Here is a 13,371-nt window from a genome sequence, read left to right as displayed (position 1 = left end):
CCCATCAAGGGTTGGGCATACGCCATGGTCTGTGCGTTATCCTTTCATCCTCGATTGTCAGGCAGCTGATGATCTCGGTTATGTTCCTGCCACGACCTATGCGGAGACAATTGGCGCTATCTGCGATTGGCTGGTCAATGCCGTGGGTGAAAATGATTGGCGCGGCATATTCCCGCTCTTTGTCAATCCATTGAACGATCATTTTGACTATGCGGTCGAAGATGATTTTTGCGCGCGACGCTAATGGGAGCTTTTATCTTCCAACGGTGAATTGAGAGCGGATCTCGAAAGTAATATAATAAAACGTGGGGATGTTAAGGATGCTGAGGCGGGCAGGGAAGGTACAAAGAACGATTGTTGGTTTGGTGAATGCTTTCGCATTGTTACTTTCATCCATCATCATTGCAAAAGCTGCCGAGCAGGTGACGCTGCGGGTCGGCGATCAAAAAGGGGGCAATCACTCACTCCTGGACATTTCCGGCCTTGCCAAGGATCTGCCCTATAAAATCGAGTGGAGTGAATTCCCGGCGGCCGCGCCGATCCTCGAAGCGCTGAATGCGGGAGCGCTCGATGTCGGCTATACGGGTGATCTTGCTTTTTTGACTGTTTTCGCTTCTGGCGCTCCGATCAAGGCGATCGGGGGCACACGCTTGAACGCCCACACTCAGGCGATTGTGGTGCGGGGCAATTCTCCCCTCCATTCGGCTGCCGACCTCAAGGGAAAAAGACTGGCGGGAACGCGGGCCGGTTGGGGCCAATTCCTGATCGACGCGACGCTCGAAAAACAGGGTTACAAACAAGAGGATGTTAATTTCGTTCCCCTTGGCCCGGTCGATGCCAAAATTGCTTTGCTTGCGGGTTCCGTTGATGGCTGGGCGATCTGGGAGCCCTATGTTTCCTATGCGCTTCTCAAGGATGGGGCCCGCGTCATCGCGGATGGGGAGGGGCTCACGCCATCCATCATGTTCGTGGTCGCGACCAATAGCGCAATTATAAACAAACAGGCGGCCGTCGCAGATTTCCTCCAACGCTTGAGCAAGGCACGATTATGGGCACTCGATCATATTGGGGACTATGCCAGGAATACGGCCGAGATCACAAAACTGCCGGAGGATGTTTTGGTACGGGCCTATACCGATCAGCACGAAAGCCCGATTGTCATCGATGACGCTACCATCAAGGAATTCCAGGCTGCGGCGGATCGCGCCCATCGGTATGGCATTCTTTCCAAGCCTGTCGATGTTCATCAGTCTGTTGACCAGCAATTTACGGCGGCGCCGGTCAGAACTCCTTGATATGTGTAGTTCGGTTACGAAGAGATATCTCCAACGCTTCGTGAGATCATAAGTATTGAGTTTCAAAGGCTTTGTGATAAGATAAAACCTATGATCGCTAAAAAGACTATTCTCATGCACGTAACCATGCACCTGAAAGGGTGTAAGGGAGCGGCATTGCGTTAATGGCAATACGATCTTCCTTCGAACCCTGTCGAGGCGGGTAGGGTTCACGAAATTCTGCTCTCCTCTTAATTTTATGGAGAGCTATTTTGACTTCTAGCCAAGCCCATCCAGCCAATACGCTGAAGAATGCCACAAAGAAGCCTGCGGGGCTTCTGATCCGCGCTGTGCAAAGCGGTGACATAGACGCTCTGACGGTACTGACCAATCTCCCCGGCTATCGTGCGGGCACATTGCGGCGACCTTACCAAAACTCGGAACTGACCAAGAGATGGCTGGAAAGCCAGGGTCCCAACGGGCTGAACATTGTTGCAGTACTCGAGGGAAATATCATCGGGGTTGCTGGGTTTAAATGCTTTCCCGGCCGGCGCTCACATGCCGCCGAATTGGGGATGGGCGTTCATGACGATCATCAGAAGAGAGGTGTGGGCACGGCATTATTGAAAGAAGTTATAGATGCTGCTGATAATTGGTTTGGGGTGAGGCGTCTCGAGTTGACTGTGTATACGGATAATGAACAGGCCATTCATCTTTATAAAAAATTCGGTTTTGAAACTGAAGGAACTCTACGAGCCTATGCATTCCGAGCTGGATGCTATGCGAATGCACTCTATATGGCGAGATTACGTTCATGAAGTCGGAATGGCGAAGCAAAGCACGTCACTTTGAGTGTAGCGAAGCAATTCAGAAAACGTGAGAATGTTCTTCTGGATTGCCATGTGTCGCATAGTGACGTGGATATGATGTGAATCTTTACGAGAAAAGAGCCGGAATAGAGGGAATCTATCCGTTGCTTATCAGAACGCCTTCCTGTTCATCTTGTGGGAGAAGGACAGAGACCACAAAGGCAACGCCGAGATTAGCCGCAAGTGCGATCAGGCCGTTATAAAGGCCGAGCATGTCCAGACCGAAGAGACGATGCAGGGGTGTCCAGGCGATTGGCCCCCAGGCGAGATAGGTTCCAAGCCCCATGCCGATCACCCAGCCGGCCAGCAGACCCGTGCCGCTGAAACGGCGGGAGAACAGACCGCAGACAATGGCCGGGAAAACCTGAATCATCCAGATGCCGCCGAGCAATTGCAGGTCGAGCGCGAAGCGGGTTGGCATGAAGAGGATGACCAGCAAGGCGCCGACCTTGACGAGCAGGGACATGAATTTGGCCAGCGCTGCCTCGTTACGTGGATCGATCGTCGGGTTAACCAGGGGCTTCCAGAGATTGCGAGCGAATGTATTGGCCGCGCCGATCGACATGATGGCCGCCGGCACCAGGGCGCCAATGGCAATGCTGGCGAAAGCGAAACCCGCGAACCAATCGGGGAACATTTTGAGAAAGAGCTGCGGCACCGCGTCTTGTGGATCGTCCGTCTTGATACCCGCGGCATGCGCCATATAGCCCATCAGCGCGATCAGAATGAGGGCGATGGAATAGGCTGGCAAAGTAATCGCATTCGCGCGGATCGCACGTCCGCCCGAGGCCGAAAGGATGCCAGTCACGGCATGGGGATACATGAACAAGGCCATGGCGGACCCAATCGCCAAGGTGATGAAAGGGGCGATCTGAACGGGCGCGAGGGTGAGACCGGCGACAATCTTGCCGCCCGAGGCGATTGATTTCTGGTCCAGAACGGCGCCGGCCGCGTCGAAAATCGCTCCATAGCCGCCGAGTTCCGCCGGAATGATCACAATGGCCGCGATCACTACGATATAGATCATGATATCTTTGACGAAGGCGATCATGGCGGGGGCGCGTAACCCGCTTTTGTAAGTATAGAGCGCGAGCAAGATGAAGGCGACGCCGAGCGGCAGATGCGCCATCCATCCTTCGGCGGCGAAGCCAAGAGCCTTGATGACACGCTCCATGCCGATCAATTGCAAGGCGATATAGGGCATGGTCGCCAATATGCCGGTAAAGGCGACGGCGCCCTCGAGCCAGCGATTGCCATAGCGGCCATAGACATAATCCCCGGCGGTTAGATAGCCGTGCCGATGCGTGACAGCCCATAATTTGGGGAAGACGACATAGAGCAGGGGATAGATCAAGATTGTATAGGGAATGGCGAAAAAGCCATAGGCGCCGATCGCATAAACCACGGAGGGGACGGCGATGACTGTATAGGCCGTATAAAGATCGCCACCGATCAGAAACCAGGAAATGACCGAACCGAACCGGCGCCCGCCAAGGCCCCATTCGTGCAGATCATTGAGATCGCCCCGTTTCCAGCGCGCGGCCACGAAACCGAGCAGACTGACGAAGACGAAAAAAGCGACGAAAACGGCCGTCGCTGGCCTATTCAGATGGTCGATCATGGTCCCTTCCCCTGTCGTAGATGTAAAGACACAGAGAGCCCAGCGGGACCAGCAGTAAAAGATACCAATAGAAGAGGGGAAAGCCGAACAAACGCGGCTCGATCCGATTGTAGAGCGGCACCGAGATGGCGAGAAAGCAGGGCAAGAGGATGAAAATCAGAAATTTCATGCTTAGCATGTAATACCAAAGGTCGTGAAGAACGACCTTTGGTTCCTTTCTTGAATTTTCGCTTTTTCAAAGCGAGAGCGAAAATTCAAGAGTAGTCCAACGGTCATTGATGATGACCGTTGCTATAAAGGATGAAAGGGCGCTTCCTCAAGAGGCATGTTGAATGCTTGAGAAAGCGCGGCGTCTTTTTTAAAAGGGGCCTCGATTTCCTTTCAGGCGGGTTGCCACCCCTCGGCATTGCCCGTCTGACCTCTTTGATGTCGCATCGCTGCTGATCTTTCTCCCTCGGTTCAGACAGGATGCCCGGGCTCGTATCCCTCAGGTCGGTGCGAGCGTGAAAGGCCCGCCATGGGTGAGACGCCCCAGATATTTTCTCATCGCATCATCACGCAGGAGGATCTTCCTGCGGTTGATGGGCCACCCGCCTGGACCTTTGAATATTGCGATTTGCGCAATCTCAATTTTGAGGACATGGATCTGTCCCAGGTCAAGTTCATCCACTGCCGGATCTATCGCTGCAGTTTTTCGCGTGGAATTTTCGGCGCGGCCTATGCCTATGCCGCCTTCATCGATTGCGGTTTCTATAATGCACGCTGGCACCAGGACCCAACGCGCAATGCGATCATTGAGGCGCTCTATAATCTGACCGAGACCTATACGCGGCAATCGGCGGTGGATTCCTTTTTCGCGCTTCTGCCGATCCTGCGTGATCCGCCCGATCCTTATGATCTTTGCGCCGCGGCCGCGCGGCGTCTCGAAATCTATGATGAATTCAAGGCTATCCTCGCGCTCACCCTTGGTTGAGTGGCGAAACGAGAGAAACAAGGACACAGGTTGTGAAGCTCGATACGGTTCTCACGCGCATTCCTGCCTGGTATGAATCCGGCCTCTGCATTCATTTGCAATCGGCGCCGGGACGCGGCAAGTCCACGACAATCGAGGCAGTCCCGGAGCTCCTCGCCAAACGCTATCCAGGCAAGAATTTCGGCATAGTGATCATCAATGGCGGCAGCCTGACGATCGCGGATGCGACCGGCTATCTCGTGCCCGTGACGCGCGAGGGAAAGTCCTATTCCGAATTTACCCGGCCGTTCTGGTGGATGACTTCTGAGAATCGGCCGCTCGAGGATTATGACGGCGGTATTGTCTTCGTGGATGAGGAAGACAAGCTCGATGTGGATGTGAAGAAGATCCTCGGCGAGGGTGCGCTTTCGGGGCGGCTCGGCTCGCATCGTATTCCGGCCGGCTGGCGGATCTGGACCGCGGGTAACCGGGTCAGGGATCGCTCGGGCTCGACGCGCCGGCTCGATCATCTGATCAATCGCCGGATGGAAATCGAGATCACGGACGATATCGAGAGCTGGATTCATTGGGCGGTGCAAAATGGCGTCTCGGCGGAGGCCATAGCCTTCACCAAGCTCAATCCAACGATCGTCTTTGCGAGCGAGGTGCCGGAAGTGCAGGGGCCCTGGTGCACGCCGCGCTCTTTGGTTCTTGCCGATCGTTTCATGCAGGCGCTGACGGGTCCCGATGACGCCGTGCCCATCGATGATCCGGATATGGCGATCGAAGTCGCGGGCCTGATTGGCCTTGCGGCGCAAAGACAACTCTTCGCCATGATCGCCACGCGCCTGAAATTGCCTTCGCTCGAGGAGATCGTCGAGGATCCCGAAGGCGCCTTGCTGCCGGCGAAGATCGACGAGCAAATGCTCGTCGCCTTTTTCCTCGCGGCGCGGGCCGAGCGTGAGACGATCGGATCGATCATCAAATATGTCGAGCGCTTGCCGGTCGATATGGCTATGGCTTTTGGCAAGGCCGCTTTCAAACGCAGCCCCGTTCTGATCGCCAATAAAGACGTCATGGCCTGGACGAAGAAAAATGCCGGTATGATCAATCTCTTGCAATATGGACGCTGAAGCGCCCATGCCGGGGGAAGAGACAATCATCCTGGCAGATGGGGAGCGCGAGATCTCCAGTCTGCCTCTCGTTGTCTTGAGTGAGCCGCAGCAGAAGGCCTGGGGGGAAACCCGCGCCGCCTTTCTCTGGCGATGCCCGGCCTTTTCGCATGTTCTTTACGCGTTAATGACCACCATCGACAATGAACTGGCCTATTTCACTGAGCATGTGGATATCGCCGGCACGGATGGGTTTTCGCTCTTTCTCAATCCCGAGCCTTTTTTCGCGCTCCCCCTGTCACAGCGCGAATATCTGATGGCGCATTTGATCGCTCATTGCATTCTCGACCATATGCATCTTGCGACGCTCCTGCGGCGGTCGGGCCAGCTTCTCTATGCCGACGGGCTCGTACTGCCCCTTGATGAAACGCGTCTCGGCCTGGCGCAGGATCTCATTGTCAACGACATGTTGGTGTCGGCGCAGATCGGAACGTTACCGGAGGTTGCGATTGGTAGGCATGAGCCTCGGCTCGGCAAGGCAACGGAAAGCTCGATCGGCGTTTATCGCAAGCTGCATCAGGACGCAGAACCCGGGCGAGATGGTTCCCTGGACAATCATCTGGAAGCCGGATCGGCGACGCCAAAAAGTTGGCGTAACCGCAAGGCTGTGGGTGCCGATGGTGAAAAAAATCACGCCGCCTGGGCCGCCGCAATTGCCGAGGCGGCCGAGATCGAACGACTGCAGGGCCGCCATGCCGGCGTTCTGTCGCGTTTTCTTGGCCAATTGCTCATTCCGAAAATTCATTGGCGCGACAAAATCGCTGCTTTCTTCGCGCGTGAAACCGGACGCAGCCGCTATTCCTGGCGCAAGCTCGATCGGCATATGATCGTTCGCGGGATTGGCGCGCCAGCGCGGATTGGCGAGGGCGCCAATCTGATCATCATTGGAGTCGATTCGTCTGGCTCCGTCACAGAAGCAAGTTTGCGGCTCTTTCTGACGGAGATCAGCGGCATTCTGGATGCTCTCGCGCCCCGCCGCCTGCTGGTGATCTGGTGCGATGCTGTCATCCAGCGCATGGATGAACTGGAAGCCGCCGAACAATTATTGGCCATTCGCAGTCTTGGCGCGCCCGGTGGCGGCGGCACAAGTTTCGTTCCGGTCTTCGACTATATTGCGGAACAAGATCTTGTGCCGGATGCCTTGATCTATCTGACTGATGGAGAGGGCCTGTTTCCCGACGAGGCGCCGGATTACCCCGTTCTCTGGGGGAGTGTCGCTGACCACGAAGCCTATCCCTTCGGAGAGGTGGTGAGGCTTTGTCCGTGAATGATCTATTACCAATAGTGCCTGTCGTGATCACACATCCGCTAATATTCGGAATCTAATTCTTCCGTAGCCGTGGCTATTTCCACATCGCTCGGTCTTTCATAATGGTGATTGATGATGAGCTTTGTCATGGCGACAATATCCGCGGCCGTCGCATTGGGCGCGTGATCGTCAAACCACAATTTTACGAGTTTCGCGGTATCGAGAATATCGACAGCTGAACTGATCCAACGCCGTGTATTCGCGTTGTCTCGCTTTTCCATATGATAAAGCTCGCGCTCATAGGGCGTATTCTCGCTCTCTGTCCGGGTCATGTGCACTCACCCTCAAGATACAGCTTGCTTCAAAGCCGTTTCCTGTTCAACGCTGCCATGGACAATCGGTTCGAGGGAGCCATTGTGATCTTGTCTCGCCTCTGTAAAGTGGCAGGCCGCGCGACCTGAAGAAATGTTAATTCATCAACGACCATTGATATTATGATCATAGCCAGGTGTTTGACGGGCGAGCTGATCGAAAGCATCGAGCATATGCCCGCGCCATGCCGCGATGGGATCGTCCGATGCCAGCAGGGCGAAGGGGCTCGTCGCACGCGCCCATTGAAACGCGCCGAAAACGATATAGTCGGCATAGGCGGGGCGATCACCTGAAAGAAAGGGCTGGGCCGCAAGCGTTGCCCGCAAGGGCGCAAGGCCTTGGCGAAAGGACAGTACGCGCTCCTCACGATCTTGACAGACAGTTTCCAGGGTTGCGCCGAAGAACCGCTCGCGTGTCATTCGGAAATAGTCTTGATCCTTTTCATGCAGATGAGCGTGGATATCGGCGAGGATAAGCCGTGCTATGGCCGGATGAAGCACACTATCCGTCCAATGATTTATGAATCGCGCCAGGGCTCGGCCCTGTCCATCGCCAAAGAGCGAGGGACGATCAGGATAGGTGTCTTCAAGATATTCGGCGATAGCCCAACTGTCCGCGATCGTGCGCGCGCCATCGACCAGGACGGGCACTTTACCCTGACCGGAAAAGGCGAGAGCCTCCTTCTCGGTGAAGCGCCAGGGGATGGTTTCAACCGTCAAGCCTTTATGGGCGATCGCCAATCGTGTGCGCCAGCAATAGGGGCTGAAACGGCGGTCCGGCTCGGCGCCCGCAAGATCATACAGTGTCAGCGCTGCTTTCATTGCACAGCCCCGGCGGTTTGACCGAAGAGGATCGCCGCCGATTCCAGGGTGACGACAGGTTGCTCATTGAGCTCGCGAGCGCGTTCATAAGCGCGCTCCACTGCGGGCCGCATGGCGATGGTTTCGAACCAGCGTTTCAGATGCGGGAAATCGTCGAGATTTTGCTGCTGGCGTTCATGAAGCACGATCCAGGGATAGGAAGCCATATCGGCGATCGAGTAATCCCCTGCGACAAAGGCCCTGTCTGCCAAACGCTTATTGAGGACGCCGTAAAGCCGGTTGGTCTCCTTCACATAGCGTTCCATGGCGTAAGGGATACGCTCCGGCGCGTATTGTACGAAGTGATGGTTCTGTCCGGCCATCGGGCCGAGCCCTCCCATCTGCCAGAACAGCCATTGCATGACCTCGAACCGGCCCCGCAAATCGGCAGGCAGGAATTTCCCCGTTTTCTCCGCCAGATATTGCAAAATCGCCCCCGACTCGAACAGGCTGATCGGGGTGCCGCCATCCGCCGGCTCGGTATCGACGATCGCGGGAATCCGATTATTGGGTGCGATGCGCAGGAAGTCTGGTTTGAACTGGTCGCCGGTGCTGATGTTGACTGGGATGAGGCGATAAGGAACGCTCGCTTCCTCAAGGAAAATCGTAATCTTGTGGCCGTTGGGCGTGGTCCAATAGTGGAGATCGATCATTGGAGCCTCCATTGTCTTGACGGGTCAAGGGACGCGAGAGCCGCGCGCGCAAGGCGGCGCAGCTTGAAGGGGTCGGGATCGAGGCGGGCCAGCACGCGGATCGCAAGCACGGTGCCGAGGAGCATTTCAGCCATGGTTGCGGGCTCGATCGCTTCGGACAGCGTGCCTTCGGCCCGTGCCTCGTACAGCTTGTCGGCAAAGAACGCCTCTATCTGGCCTAACCGTTCGCGCACCAGAACGCGGGCGGTTTCAGGCAGCGCCGCGCCATCGAGCGCCGTATTGACGAGCAGGCAACCGCGGCGGGCTTCATCGCCGAGCGATAGATCGATCAATTCATCGAAGAAGAGTGCAATGGCATGCTCTGGCGGTCGGCAATGGGCGAGCCGCGCGAGACGGATGGCCAAGCCTTGATCGGCGTAATGGCGCAGGACTGCCACGAACAATCCATCCTTATCATGGAAGCGGTTGTACAGAGCGGCAATGCTGAGGCTGCAAGCGCTCGAGAGGTCGCGCATCGAGGTTGCGGCGAAGCCACGGCTCCAGAACAGATCCAGAGCCTTATCAAGGACTTCATCATCGGAATGTTGGCGGGGACGCGGCATGGATATCGATTGGCAAAGGGTAAATCAGTTAATAATCGAACGATCGATCTAATACAATCGCCTTCATCCGCATCGATGTGGATAAAGGCCTGGGTCGCAGCTGAGCGGGGGAGGAATCAGCGAAGGCTTTGTTGCGCCCGTAAATCGGGAATGACCGAGAGGGTGGATTTGCGACGGTCCGGTTCTGGGCCGGTAGTGCCTGAACCAGACATTCGCACCGAACTTCTGCACGACGTAAATCAGGGGATCAAATTCGTGGGGCGAAATTCTTGATTTTTGCGCGCGCCCGTTCCATTGCAAGCGATCCATGAAGCCTTGAATAGCGAGTATTGAAATGGCGACGACGGCGGTAGAGGCAATCGATCATTTCATCAATGCCAGAGGCTTTCGAGAGGGGGAGACCTTTTCATTCGCGTCTTTGCAAATCCGCTATCCGCACCACGACGAGTTGCGCGCCGTTTTGAAGCAGATGGGCGAAGATGGTGTGATCGAAGACGCCTCTGAAGGCTTTTACAAAATGACAATGGCTGGATATGTCAAATACTTTGGAGCGCCGCCGTCGGAAGACGACACGATCAAAGCGATCATGACCGAAATCGGTACGCGTGGCATCAAGGCCGGAAAATCATTCATTTGGGCGCCCGTGCAAGAGAGCCTGACCCTCAAACGCTTTCGTGACGGCGACCTCAAACCAGCTTTGGAAAAAATCTTCACGAACCGCTGGCTGGAAAATGCCTCAATGCCGGGTTTCTACAGGCTGACGGACGCTGGATTTACGGCACTCAACACTGGCAACGCTGGGTAGCGAAGACCTCACCCTGAGGCGGAGGCGAAGTCACCGTTTCGAAGGGCGATTGCAGCGCGGCCTCATGAATCGTTCAAATCGCACGTCCTCCGACGCGGGCTCCCCAGACGGGTCGAGACGGCAGAGCGCAGCGTGCCCTGTTTTCGCAAAGCCGTTTCGGTATAAAAACCTTGAATTGTGCACCATGGAAGGTCTGCTTTCTGGAACGATTAGCGCATCTCCGAATGGCCGAGATGGGGCGCAGAGCAGACACTATCTCGAGGCGTTTTTCTTGGCGATTTCTTAAGGCGCTTTCGTTGCCCTCCAGTTTGCGGTGGCAGGCAAAACTCCACAACTATGAGACTAAGAACATGTCGAACGATGATCACTGATTTGAGGACGTGGTCAAGTCTGGTCGATTGAAATGTCCTGGCTCTCAGCCTGTTTTGCCTTCCGGCTTGGGCTCGCCCCAAGGGAGGCTTTGAAGCTTGGGCTTATAGCCATTTGAGAGATAGGCATCCTCGGTGATCTCTTGTTCCGTGGTGCCATCCGTTACCCAGACGCCATCTTCTTTCGGCTCCGGGTTTTTGATTCTGTACACGCCTGTCGGATCCATTCTTCCCTCGATTTTAAAAGTGCAGCCGTTGCGCCGGATTATAATTGCCTTCGCAGGTCTGAGAAGTGGTGTCAGCCTTGGCTCTCAAATCCTTTCAGGCGCTCCAGCCAGCGCGCCAAGAAGGCAGCGAAAGAGGCTTCGTCTCTGAAAGCCACGTCGGCAAACCATTCAACCGTTTGCTGGCCATCGGCCCAGCCGCGATCTTGCCTGTACCAGGAAAGGATGGGCCAGGCAGGATTTTTATAGGCCGGGCTCGCCGGATAATCGCCGGGATGCAATGAAGGGCGGCCAAGCAGATCGCTCAGCCATTGCATGATCTCCGGCAGGAAGGTGGCGCCGAAGAAAATGCCATGGCGCTGGACCCGATGTACATCGCGCAAAATATATTGCTGGATCCAGGCGAGAGAGGGCGGCTGATCCGGCATGCGAAATTCACGCAGGACGAGTAGCCGAAAGCCTTGATCGAGGATTTGCGCCGGCACTGCGCGGACGTCGCCGGCTGTTTCATGTTCATGCATCAATGTACCCATCCGGCAGTCAAAGCACACCGTTCTTGCGCGGGCTCGCCTTTGTCAGAGCTGAAGAAATCTTGTCCTCACTTGTTCCCGCAAATGCAAGACATGATCCGAACGCCCAGCCGTTGCTGGCTAGGGGCTCGGCGTTAGAGTGGTTGGGGCTCCGTCAGATCAAGCCATATTGGATCAGAGTCAGCCAAGACCGTCCACCCGTCGCAGCGGCGGACAACGAAGTTGAGCGTGCTGCTGGATCGCAAGCTACCTGCATCGTGCGCAAATATCCGATTTGTGCATCGTATGGACGTCCGCTTTTGTGCACGGTTGCTATTTCTGCCAATGGCCGATACGGGCGCGAAGCTGTCGGTGAAGCGCGCTTGCGAACGTCCGCTTCCGCGGTTGCCGAAAACCGCTGCTGGTGGCCGGGTAGGATCGTTTACCGACCGGCGACTTTCATATCGCTCCGGATTCTGATTCAGGCTCAACATAAGCCGATATGACTTGACCGACTTCGAATGGCGCGTGATCGAGCCGCTGCTACCCAACAAGCCGAGAGGCGTGCCGCGTCATCCGCGAACTGATCCAGAAGCAGGGTGCCACGCCCAACATTCCGCCTGAGAGCAAACGGCCCTGGGAGCCGTGCTTCAGCAAACACCTCTACCGCGAGCGTAACCTGATCGAGAGCTTCTTATCCAAGCTGAAGCACTTCCGCGGGGTTGCCACCCGTTATGACAAGCTCGCTGCCAACTTCCTTGCCATGGTCCAGCTCGTTTCATGGCGGCTGTGGCTACGCGCTTATAAGTCTACGCCCTAGTTCAGCCAACGGCCTTTGGGCGCGAGGGTTTCGGCACTCACAGCGGTTTGTGGCTTCGCCGGTTTTTCTGCTTTTTCTGCCTTTTCCGGTGGGTGTGAGGAAACCTTTTGCGGTTTGTCGGCGGCGGAACGCGCCGCGAGCAAGGCCTTCAGCGTTTCGATGGTCGACACATCGGCGATGCCATCGATCAGGGCCGGCCGATAATGCCGCTGAAAGGCCCGCACGACTGCTTCGGTCTTCATGCCATAAAGATTAGTGATGCTGAGCCCATAGCCCAGAATCGCGAGAAGTGATTGCAAGGTCTCGATATGCTGACCGTGTTCGCCATTCTGGTGGCGCGGTCCCTCGACGATGGGGGAAGGGGGCACGTAAAGACCGACACCGGCCGCCGCCAATTGCGCCCATGGGAAATGTGCGCTCGGATCGTCCTTGCGATCAGGAGCGATATCGCAATGGCCGAGCACTCTTGCGGCAGGAATAGACCGCCGCCGCATGATGTCGAGGCAAAGGGCAATCGTCGCCGCGATCTGGGCTTCCTCATAAGGAGGCGAGCCGCCTTCCGGCCCTGGATGCACGAGTTCGATCCCGATCGACACGGAATTCATGTCGCGCTCGCCGGCCCAATAGGACTGCCCCGCATGCCAGGCACGATGCTTTTCAGCAACGAGCTGCGAGATTCGCCCATCTTCCCAGACGAGATAATGGGCGGAAACCTCGGCGGCGGGGTCGCAAAGCCGAAGGAGGGCTGCTTCCCCACTCACCATGGCAGTATGATGCAGGATGATGGCGTCAGGCTGACGGCCCTTTCGGTCTCCATGATTGGGGGATGGATGCACGTCGTTCACGAGCGGCGTATCGCCCGTAAAGCTTGGCGTCGTCCCTGGATCATCAGATGGAGGCTTCAAGGTCATGGCCTCACCTATTCCTCATCGGAGCGTTCGCTGATTTGATTGAATCAGAAAATACGCTCTATTACGTTGATTTAACGGATAATCCTTGCCTCAAGCTGTCCAGCTTCGCT

General features: G+C 56.1%; 16 protein-coding genes and 2 pseudogenes. 9 read left to right on the top strand and 9 right to left on the bottom strand.

All coding sequences use genetic code 11. From position 1 onward, the window contains the following. Positions 1-31 precede the first annotated feature (31 nt). From BIND_RS20165 to BIND_RS11940, 3 genes are all read left to right on the top strand, one after another. Positions 32-244: a hypothetical protein gene (locus tag BIND_RS20165; protein WP_050763960.1), complete on the top strand. Its 213-nt coding sequence runs from the start codon at positions 32-34 to the stop codon at positions 242-244. 76 nt (positions 245-320) lie between these two features. Further along, positions 321-1,295, top strand: a complete 975-nt coding sequence (locus BIND_RS11945; RefSeq protein WP_012385330.1) for an ABC transporter substrate-binding protein — start codon at positions 321-323, stop codon at positions 1,293-1,295. A 251-nt stretch (positions 1,296-1,546) separates the two neighbouring features. Beyond that, positions 1,547-2,092, top strand: coding sequence for a GNAT family N-acetyltransferase (locus tag BIND_RS11940; RefSeq protein ID WP_012385329.1), 546 nt, complete (start codon positions 1,547-1,549; stop codon positions 2,090-2,092). Positions 2,093-2,240: 148 nt separating this feature from the next. Here BIND_RS11940 and mctP read toward each other — a convergent pair whose 3' ends face one another. Together mctP and BIND_RS20620 are read right to left on the bottom strand one after the other, a co-directional pair. Then, positions 2,241-3,764, bottom strand: coding sequence for a monocarboxylate uptake permease MctP (gene mctP / locus BIND_RS11935; protein ID WP_012385328.1), 1,524 nt, complete (start codon positions 3,762-3,764; stop codon positions 2,241-2,243). After that, the gene (locus BIND_RS20620) at positions 3,745-3,933 is read right to left on the bottom strand and encodes a DUF3311 domain-containing protein (RefSeq protein ID WP_081433819.1); all 189 of its coding nucleotides are present in this window, start codon (positions 3,931-3,933) and stop codon (positions 3,745-3,747) included. Before BIND_RS20620 ends, mctP begins: the two co-directional genes overlap by 20 nt. Positions 3,934-4,281: 348 nt before the next feature. Between BIND_RS20620 and BIND_RS11930 the strand changes: the two genes are divergently transcribed. Genes BIND_RS11930 through BIND_RS11920 form a run of 3 tightly spaced genes read left to right on the top strand, consistent with a single transcriptional unit; the run spans position 4,282 to position 7,155 of the window. Next, entirely contained in the window at positions 4,282-4,737 is a 456-nt protein-coding gene (locus BIND_RS11930; RefSeq protein WP_012385326.1) for a pentapeptide repeat-containing protein, read from the top strand. A gap of 32 nt (positions 4,738-4,769) precedes the next feature. Then, complete coding sequence (locus tag BIND_RS11925) at positions 4,770-5,849, top strand: hypothetical protein (RefSeq protein WP_012385325.1); 1,080 nt, start codon at positions 4,770-4,772, stop codon at positions 5,847-5,849. Next, complete coding sequence (locus tag BIND_RS11920; protein ID WP_041778065.1) at positions 5,839-7,155, top strand: vWA domain-containing protein; 1,317 nt, start codon at positions 5,839-5,841, stop codon at positions 7,153-7,155. Before BIND_RS11925 ends, BIND_RS11920 begins: the two co-directional genes overlap by 11 nt. A 41-nt stretch (positions 7,156-7,196) precedes the next feature. Here the strand turns inward: BIND_RS11920 and BIND_RS11915 are convergent, their stop codons facing one another. The 4 genes from BIND_RS11915 to BIND_RS11900 all read right to left on the bottom strand — a co-directional run bounded on the left by BIND_RS11915 (position 7,197) and on the right by BIND_RS11900 (position 9,624). Further along, positions 7,197-7,469: a hypothetical protein gene (locus BIND_RS11915; RefSeq protein ID WP_012385323.1), complete on the bottom strand. Its 273-nt coding sequence runs from the start codon at positions 7,467-7,469 to the stop codon at positions 7,197-7,199. A gap of 144 nt (positions 7,470-7,613) precedes the next feature. Further along, a complete protein-coding gene (locus BIND_RS11910; protein ID WP_012385322.1) occupies positions 7,614-8,330 on the bottom strand; it encodes a glutathione S-transferase family protein in 717 nt (238 codons plus the stop codon). After that, entirely contained in the window at positions 8,327-9,022 is a 696-nt protein-coding gene (locus BIND_RS11905) for a glutathione binding-like protein (protein ID WP_012385321.1), read from the bottom strand. The genes BIND_RS11910 and BIND_RS11905 overlap by 4 nt, the downstream gene beginning before the upstream one ends. After that, positions 9,019-9,624: a TetR/AcrR family transcriptional regulator gene (locus BIND_RS11900; RefSeq protein WP_012385320.1), complete on the bottom strand. Its 606-nt coding sequence runs from the start codon at positions 9,622-9,624 to the stop codon at positions 9,019-9,021. The genes BIND_RS11905 and BIND_RS11900 overlap by 4 nt, the downstream gene beginning before the upstream one ends. 334 nt (positions 9,625-9,958) lie before the next feature. Here BIND_RS11900 and BIND_RS11895 point away from each other — a divergent pair, with 334 nt between their 5' ends. Then, the gene (locus BIND_RS11895) at positions 9,959-10,429 is read left to right on the top strand and encodes a hypothetical protein (RefSeq protein WP_012385319.1); all 471 of its coding nucleotides are present in this window, start codon (positions 9,959-9,961) and stop codon (positions 10,427-10,429) included. A 415-nt stretch (positions 10,430-10,844) separates the two neighbouring features. Here the strand turns inward: BIND_RS11895 and BIND_RS11890 are convergent, their stop codons facing one another. Then, a complete protein-coding gene (locus BIND_RS11890; protein WP_244395875.1) occupies positions 10,845-11,009 on the bottom strand; it encodes a hypothetical protein in 165 nt (54 codons plus the stop codon). Positions 11,010-11,095: 86 nt separating this feature from the next. After that, positions 11,096-11,542 (bottom strand): hypothetical protein, encoded by a 447-nt coding sequence (locus BIND_RS11885; RefSeq protein ID WP_041778064.1) that lies wholly within the window; start codon positions 11,540-11,542, stop codon positions 11,096-11,098. A gap of 480 nt (positions 11,543-12,022) precedes the next feature. Here BIND_RS11885 and BIND_RS22420 point away from each other — a divergent pair. Together BIND_RS22420 and BIND_RS20615 are read left to right on the top strand one after the other, a co-directional pair. Continuing rightward, positions 12,023-12,103, top strand: a pseudogene (locus BIND_RS22420) (IS5/IS1182 family transposase); the annotation flags it as partial. A 1-nt stretch (position 12,104) separates the two neighbouring features. Next, positions 12,105-12,350: pseudogene (locus BIND_RS20615) on the top strand (IS5/IS1182 family transposase); the annotation flags it as partial. Here BIND_RS20615 and BIND_RS11880 read toward each other — a convergent pair. Continuing rightward, positions 12,347-13,261 (bottom strand): peptidoglycan recognition protein family protein, encoded by a 915-nt coding sequence (locus BIND_RS11880; RefSeq protein WP_012385316.1) that lies wholly within the window; start codon positions 13,259-13,261, stop codon positions 12,347-12,349. The pseudogene BIND_RS20615 and the gene BIND_RS11880 overlap by 4 nt on opposite strands. Positions 13,262-13,371 lie beyond the last annotated feature (110 nt).

This window comes from Beijerinckia indica subsp. indica ATCC 9039 (assembly GCF_000019845.1).
Taxonomy (GTDB): Bacteria; Pseudomonadota; Alphaproteobacteria; order Rhizobiales; family Beijerinckiaceae; genus Beijerinckia; species Beijerinckia indica.
The sequence above is the reverse complement of the archived record's forward strand: the minus strand, read 5'-3'. Positions and strand labels throughout refer to the sequence as shown.

Coding starts and splice junctions, on each gene's coding strand:
- mctP (WP_012385328.1), bottom strand. CDS start 3,764: ATGATCGACCATCTGAATAGGCCAGCGACGGCCGTTTTCGTCGCTTTT.
- BIND_RS11920 (WP_041778065.1), top strand. CDS start 5,839: ATGGACGCTGAAGCGCCCATGCCGGGGGAAGAGACAATCATCCTGGCA.
- BIND_RS11915 (WP_012385323.1), bottom strand. CDS start 7,469: ATGACCCGGACAGAGAGCGAGAATACGCCCTATGAGCGCGAGCTTTAT.
- BIND_RS11880 (WP_012385316.1), bottom strand. CDS start 13,261: ATGACCTTGAAGCCTCCATCTGATGATCCAGGGACGACGCCAAGCTTT.
- BIND_RS11895 (WP_012385319.1), top strand. CDS start 9,959: ATGGCGACGACGGCGGTAGAGGCAATCGATCATTTCATCAATGCCAGA.
- BIND_RS11885 (WP_041778064.1), bottom strand. CDS start 11,542: ATGCATGAACATGAAACAGCCGGCGACGTCCGCGCAGTGCCGGCGCAA.
- BIND_RS11910 (WP_012385322.1), bottom strand. CDS start 8,330: ATGAAAGCAGCGCTGACACTGTATGATCTTGCGGGCGCCGAGCCGGAC.
- BIND_RS11905 (WP_012385321.1), bottom strand. CDS start 9,022: ATGATCGATCTCCACTATTGGACCACGCCCAACGGCCACAAGATTACG.
- BIND_RS11945 (WP_012385330.1), top strand. CDS start 321: ATGCTGAGGCGGGCAGGGAAGGTACAAAGAACGATTGTTGGTTTGGTG.
- BIND_RS11900 (WP_012385320.1), bottom strand. CDS start 9,624: ATGCCGCGTCCCCGCCAACATTCCGATGATGAAGTCCTTGATAAGGCT.
- BIND_RS11930 (WP_012385326.1), top strand. CDS start 4,282: ATGGGTGAGACGCCCCAGATATTTTCTCATCGCATCATCACGCAGGAG.
- BIND_RS20620 (WP_081433819.1), bottom strand. CDS start 3,933: ATGAAATTTCTGATTTTCATCCTCTTGCCCTGCTTTCTCGCCATCTCG.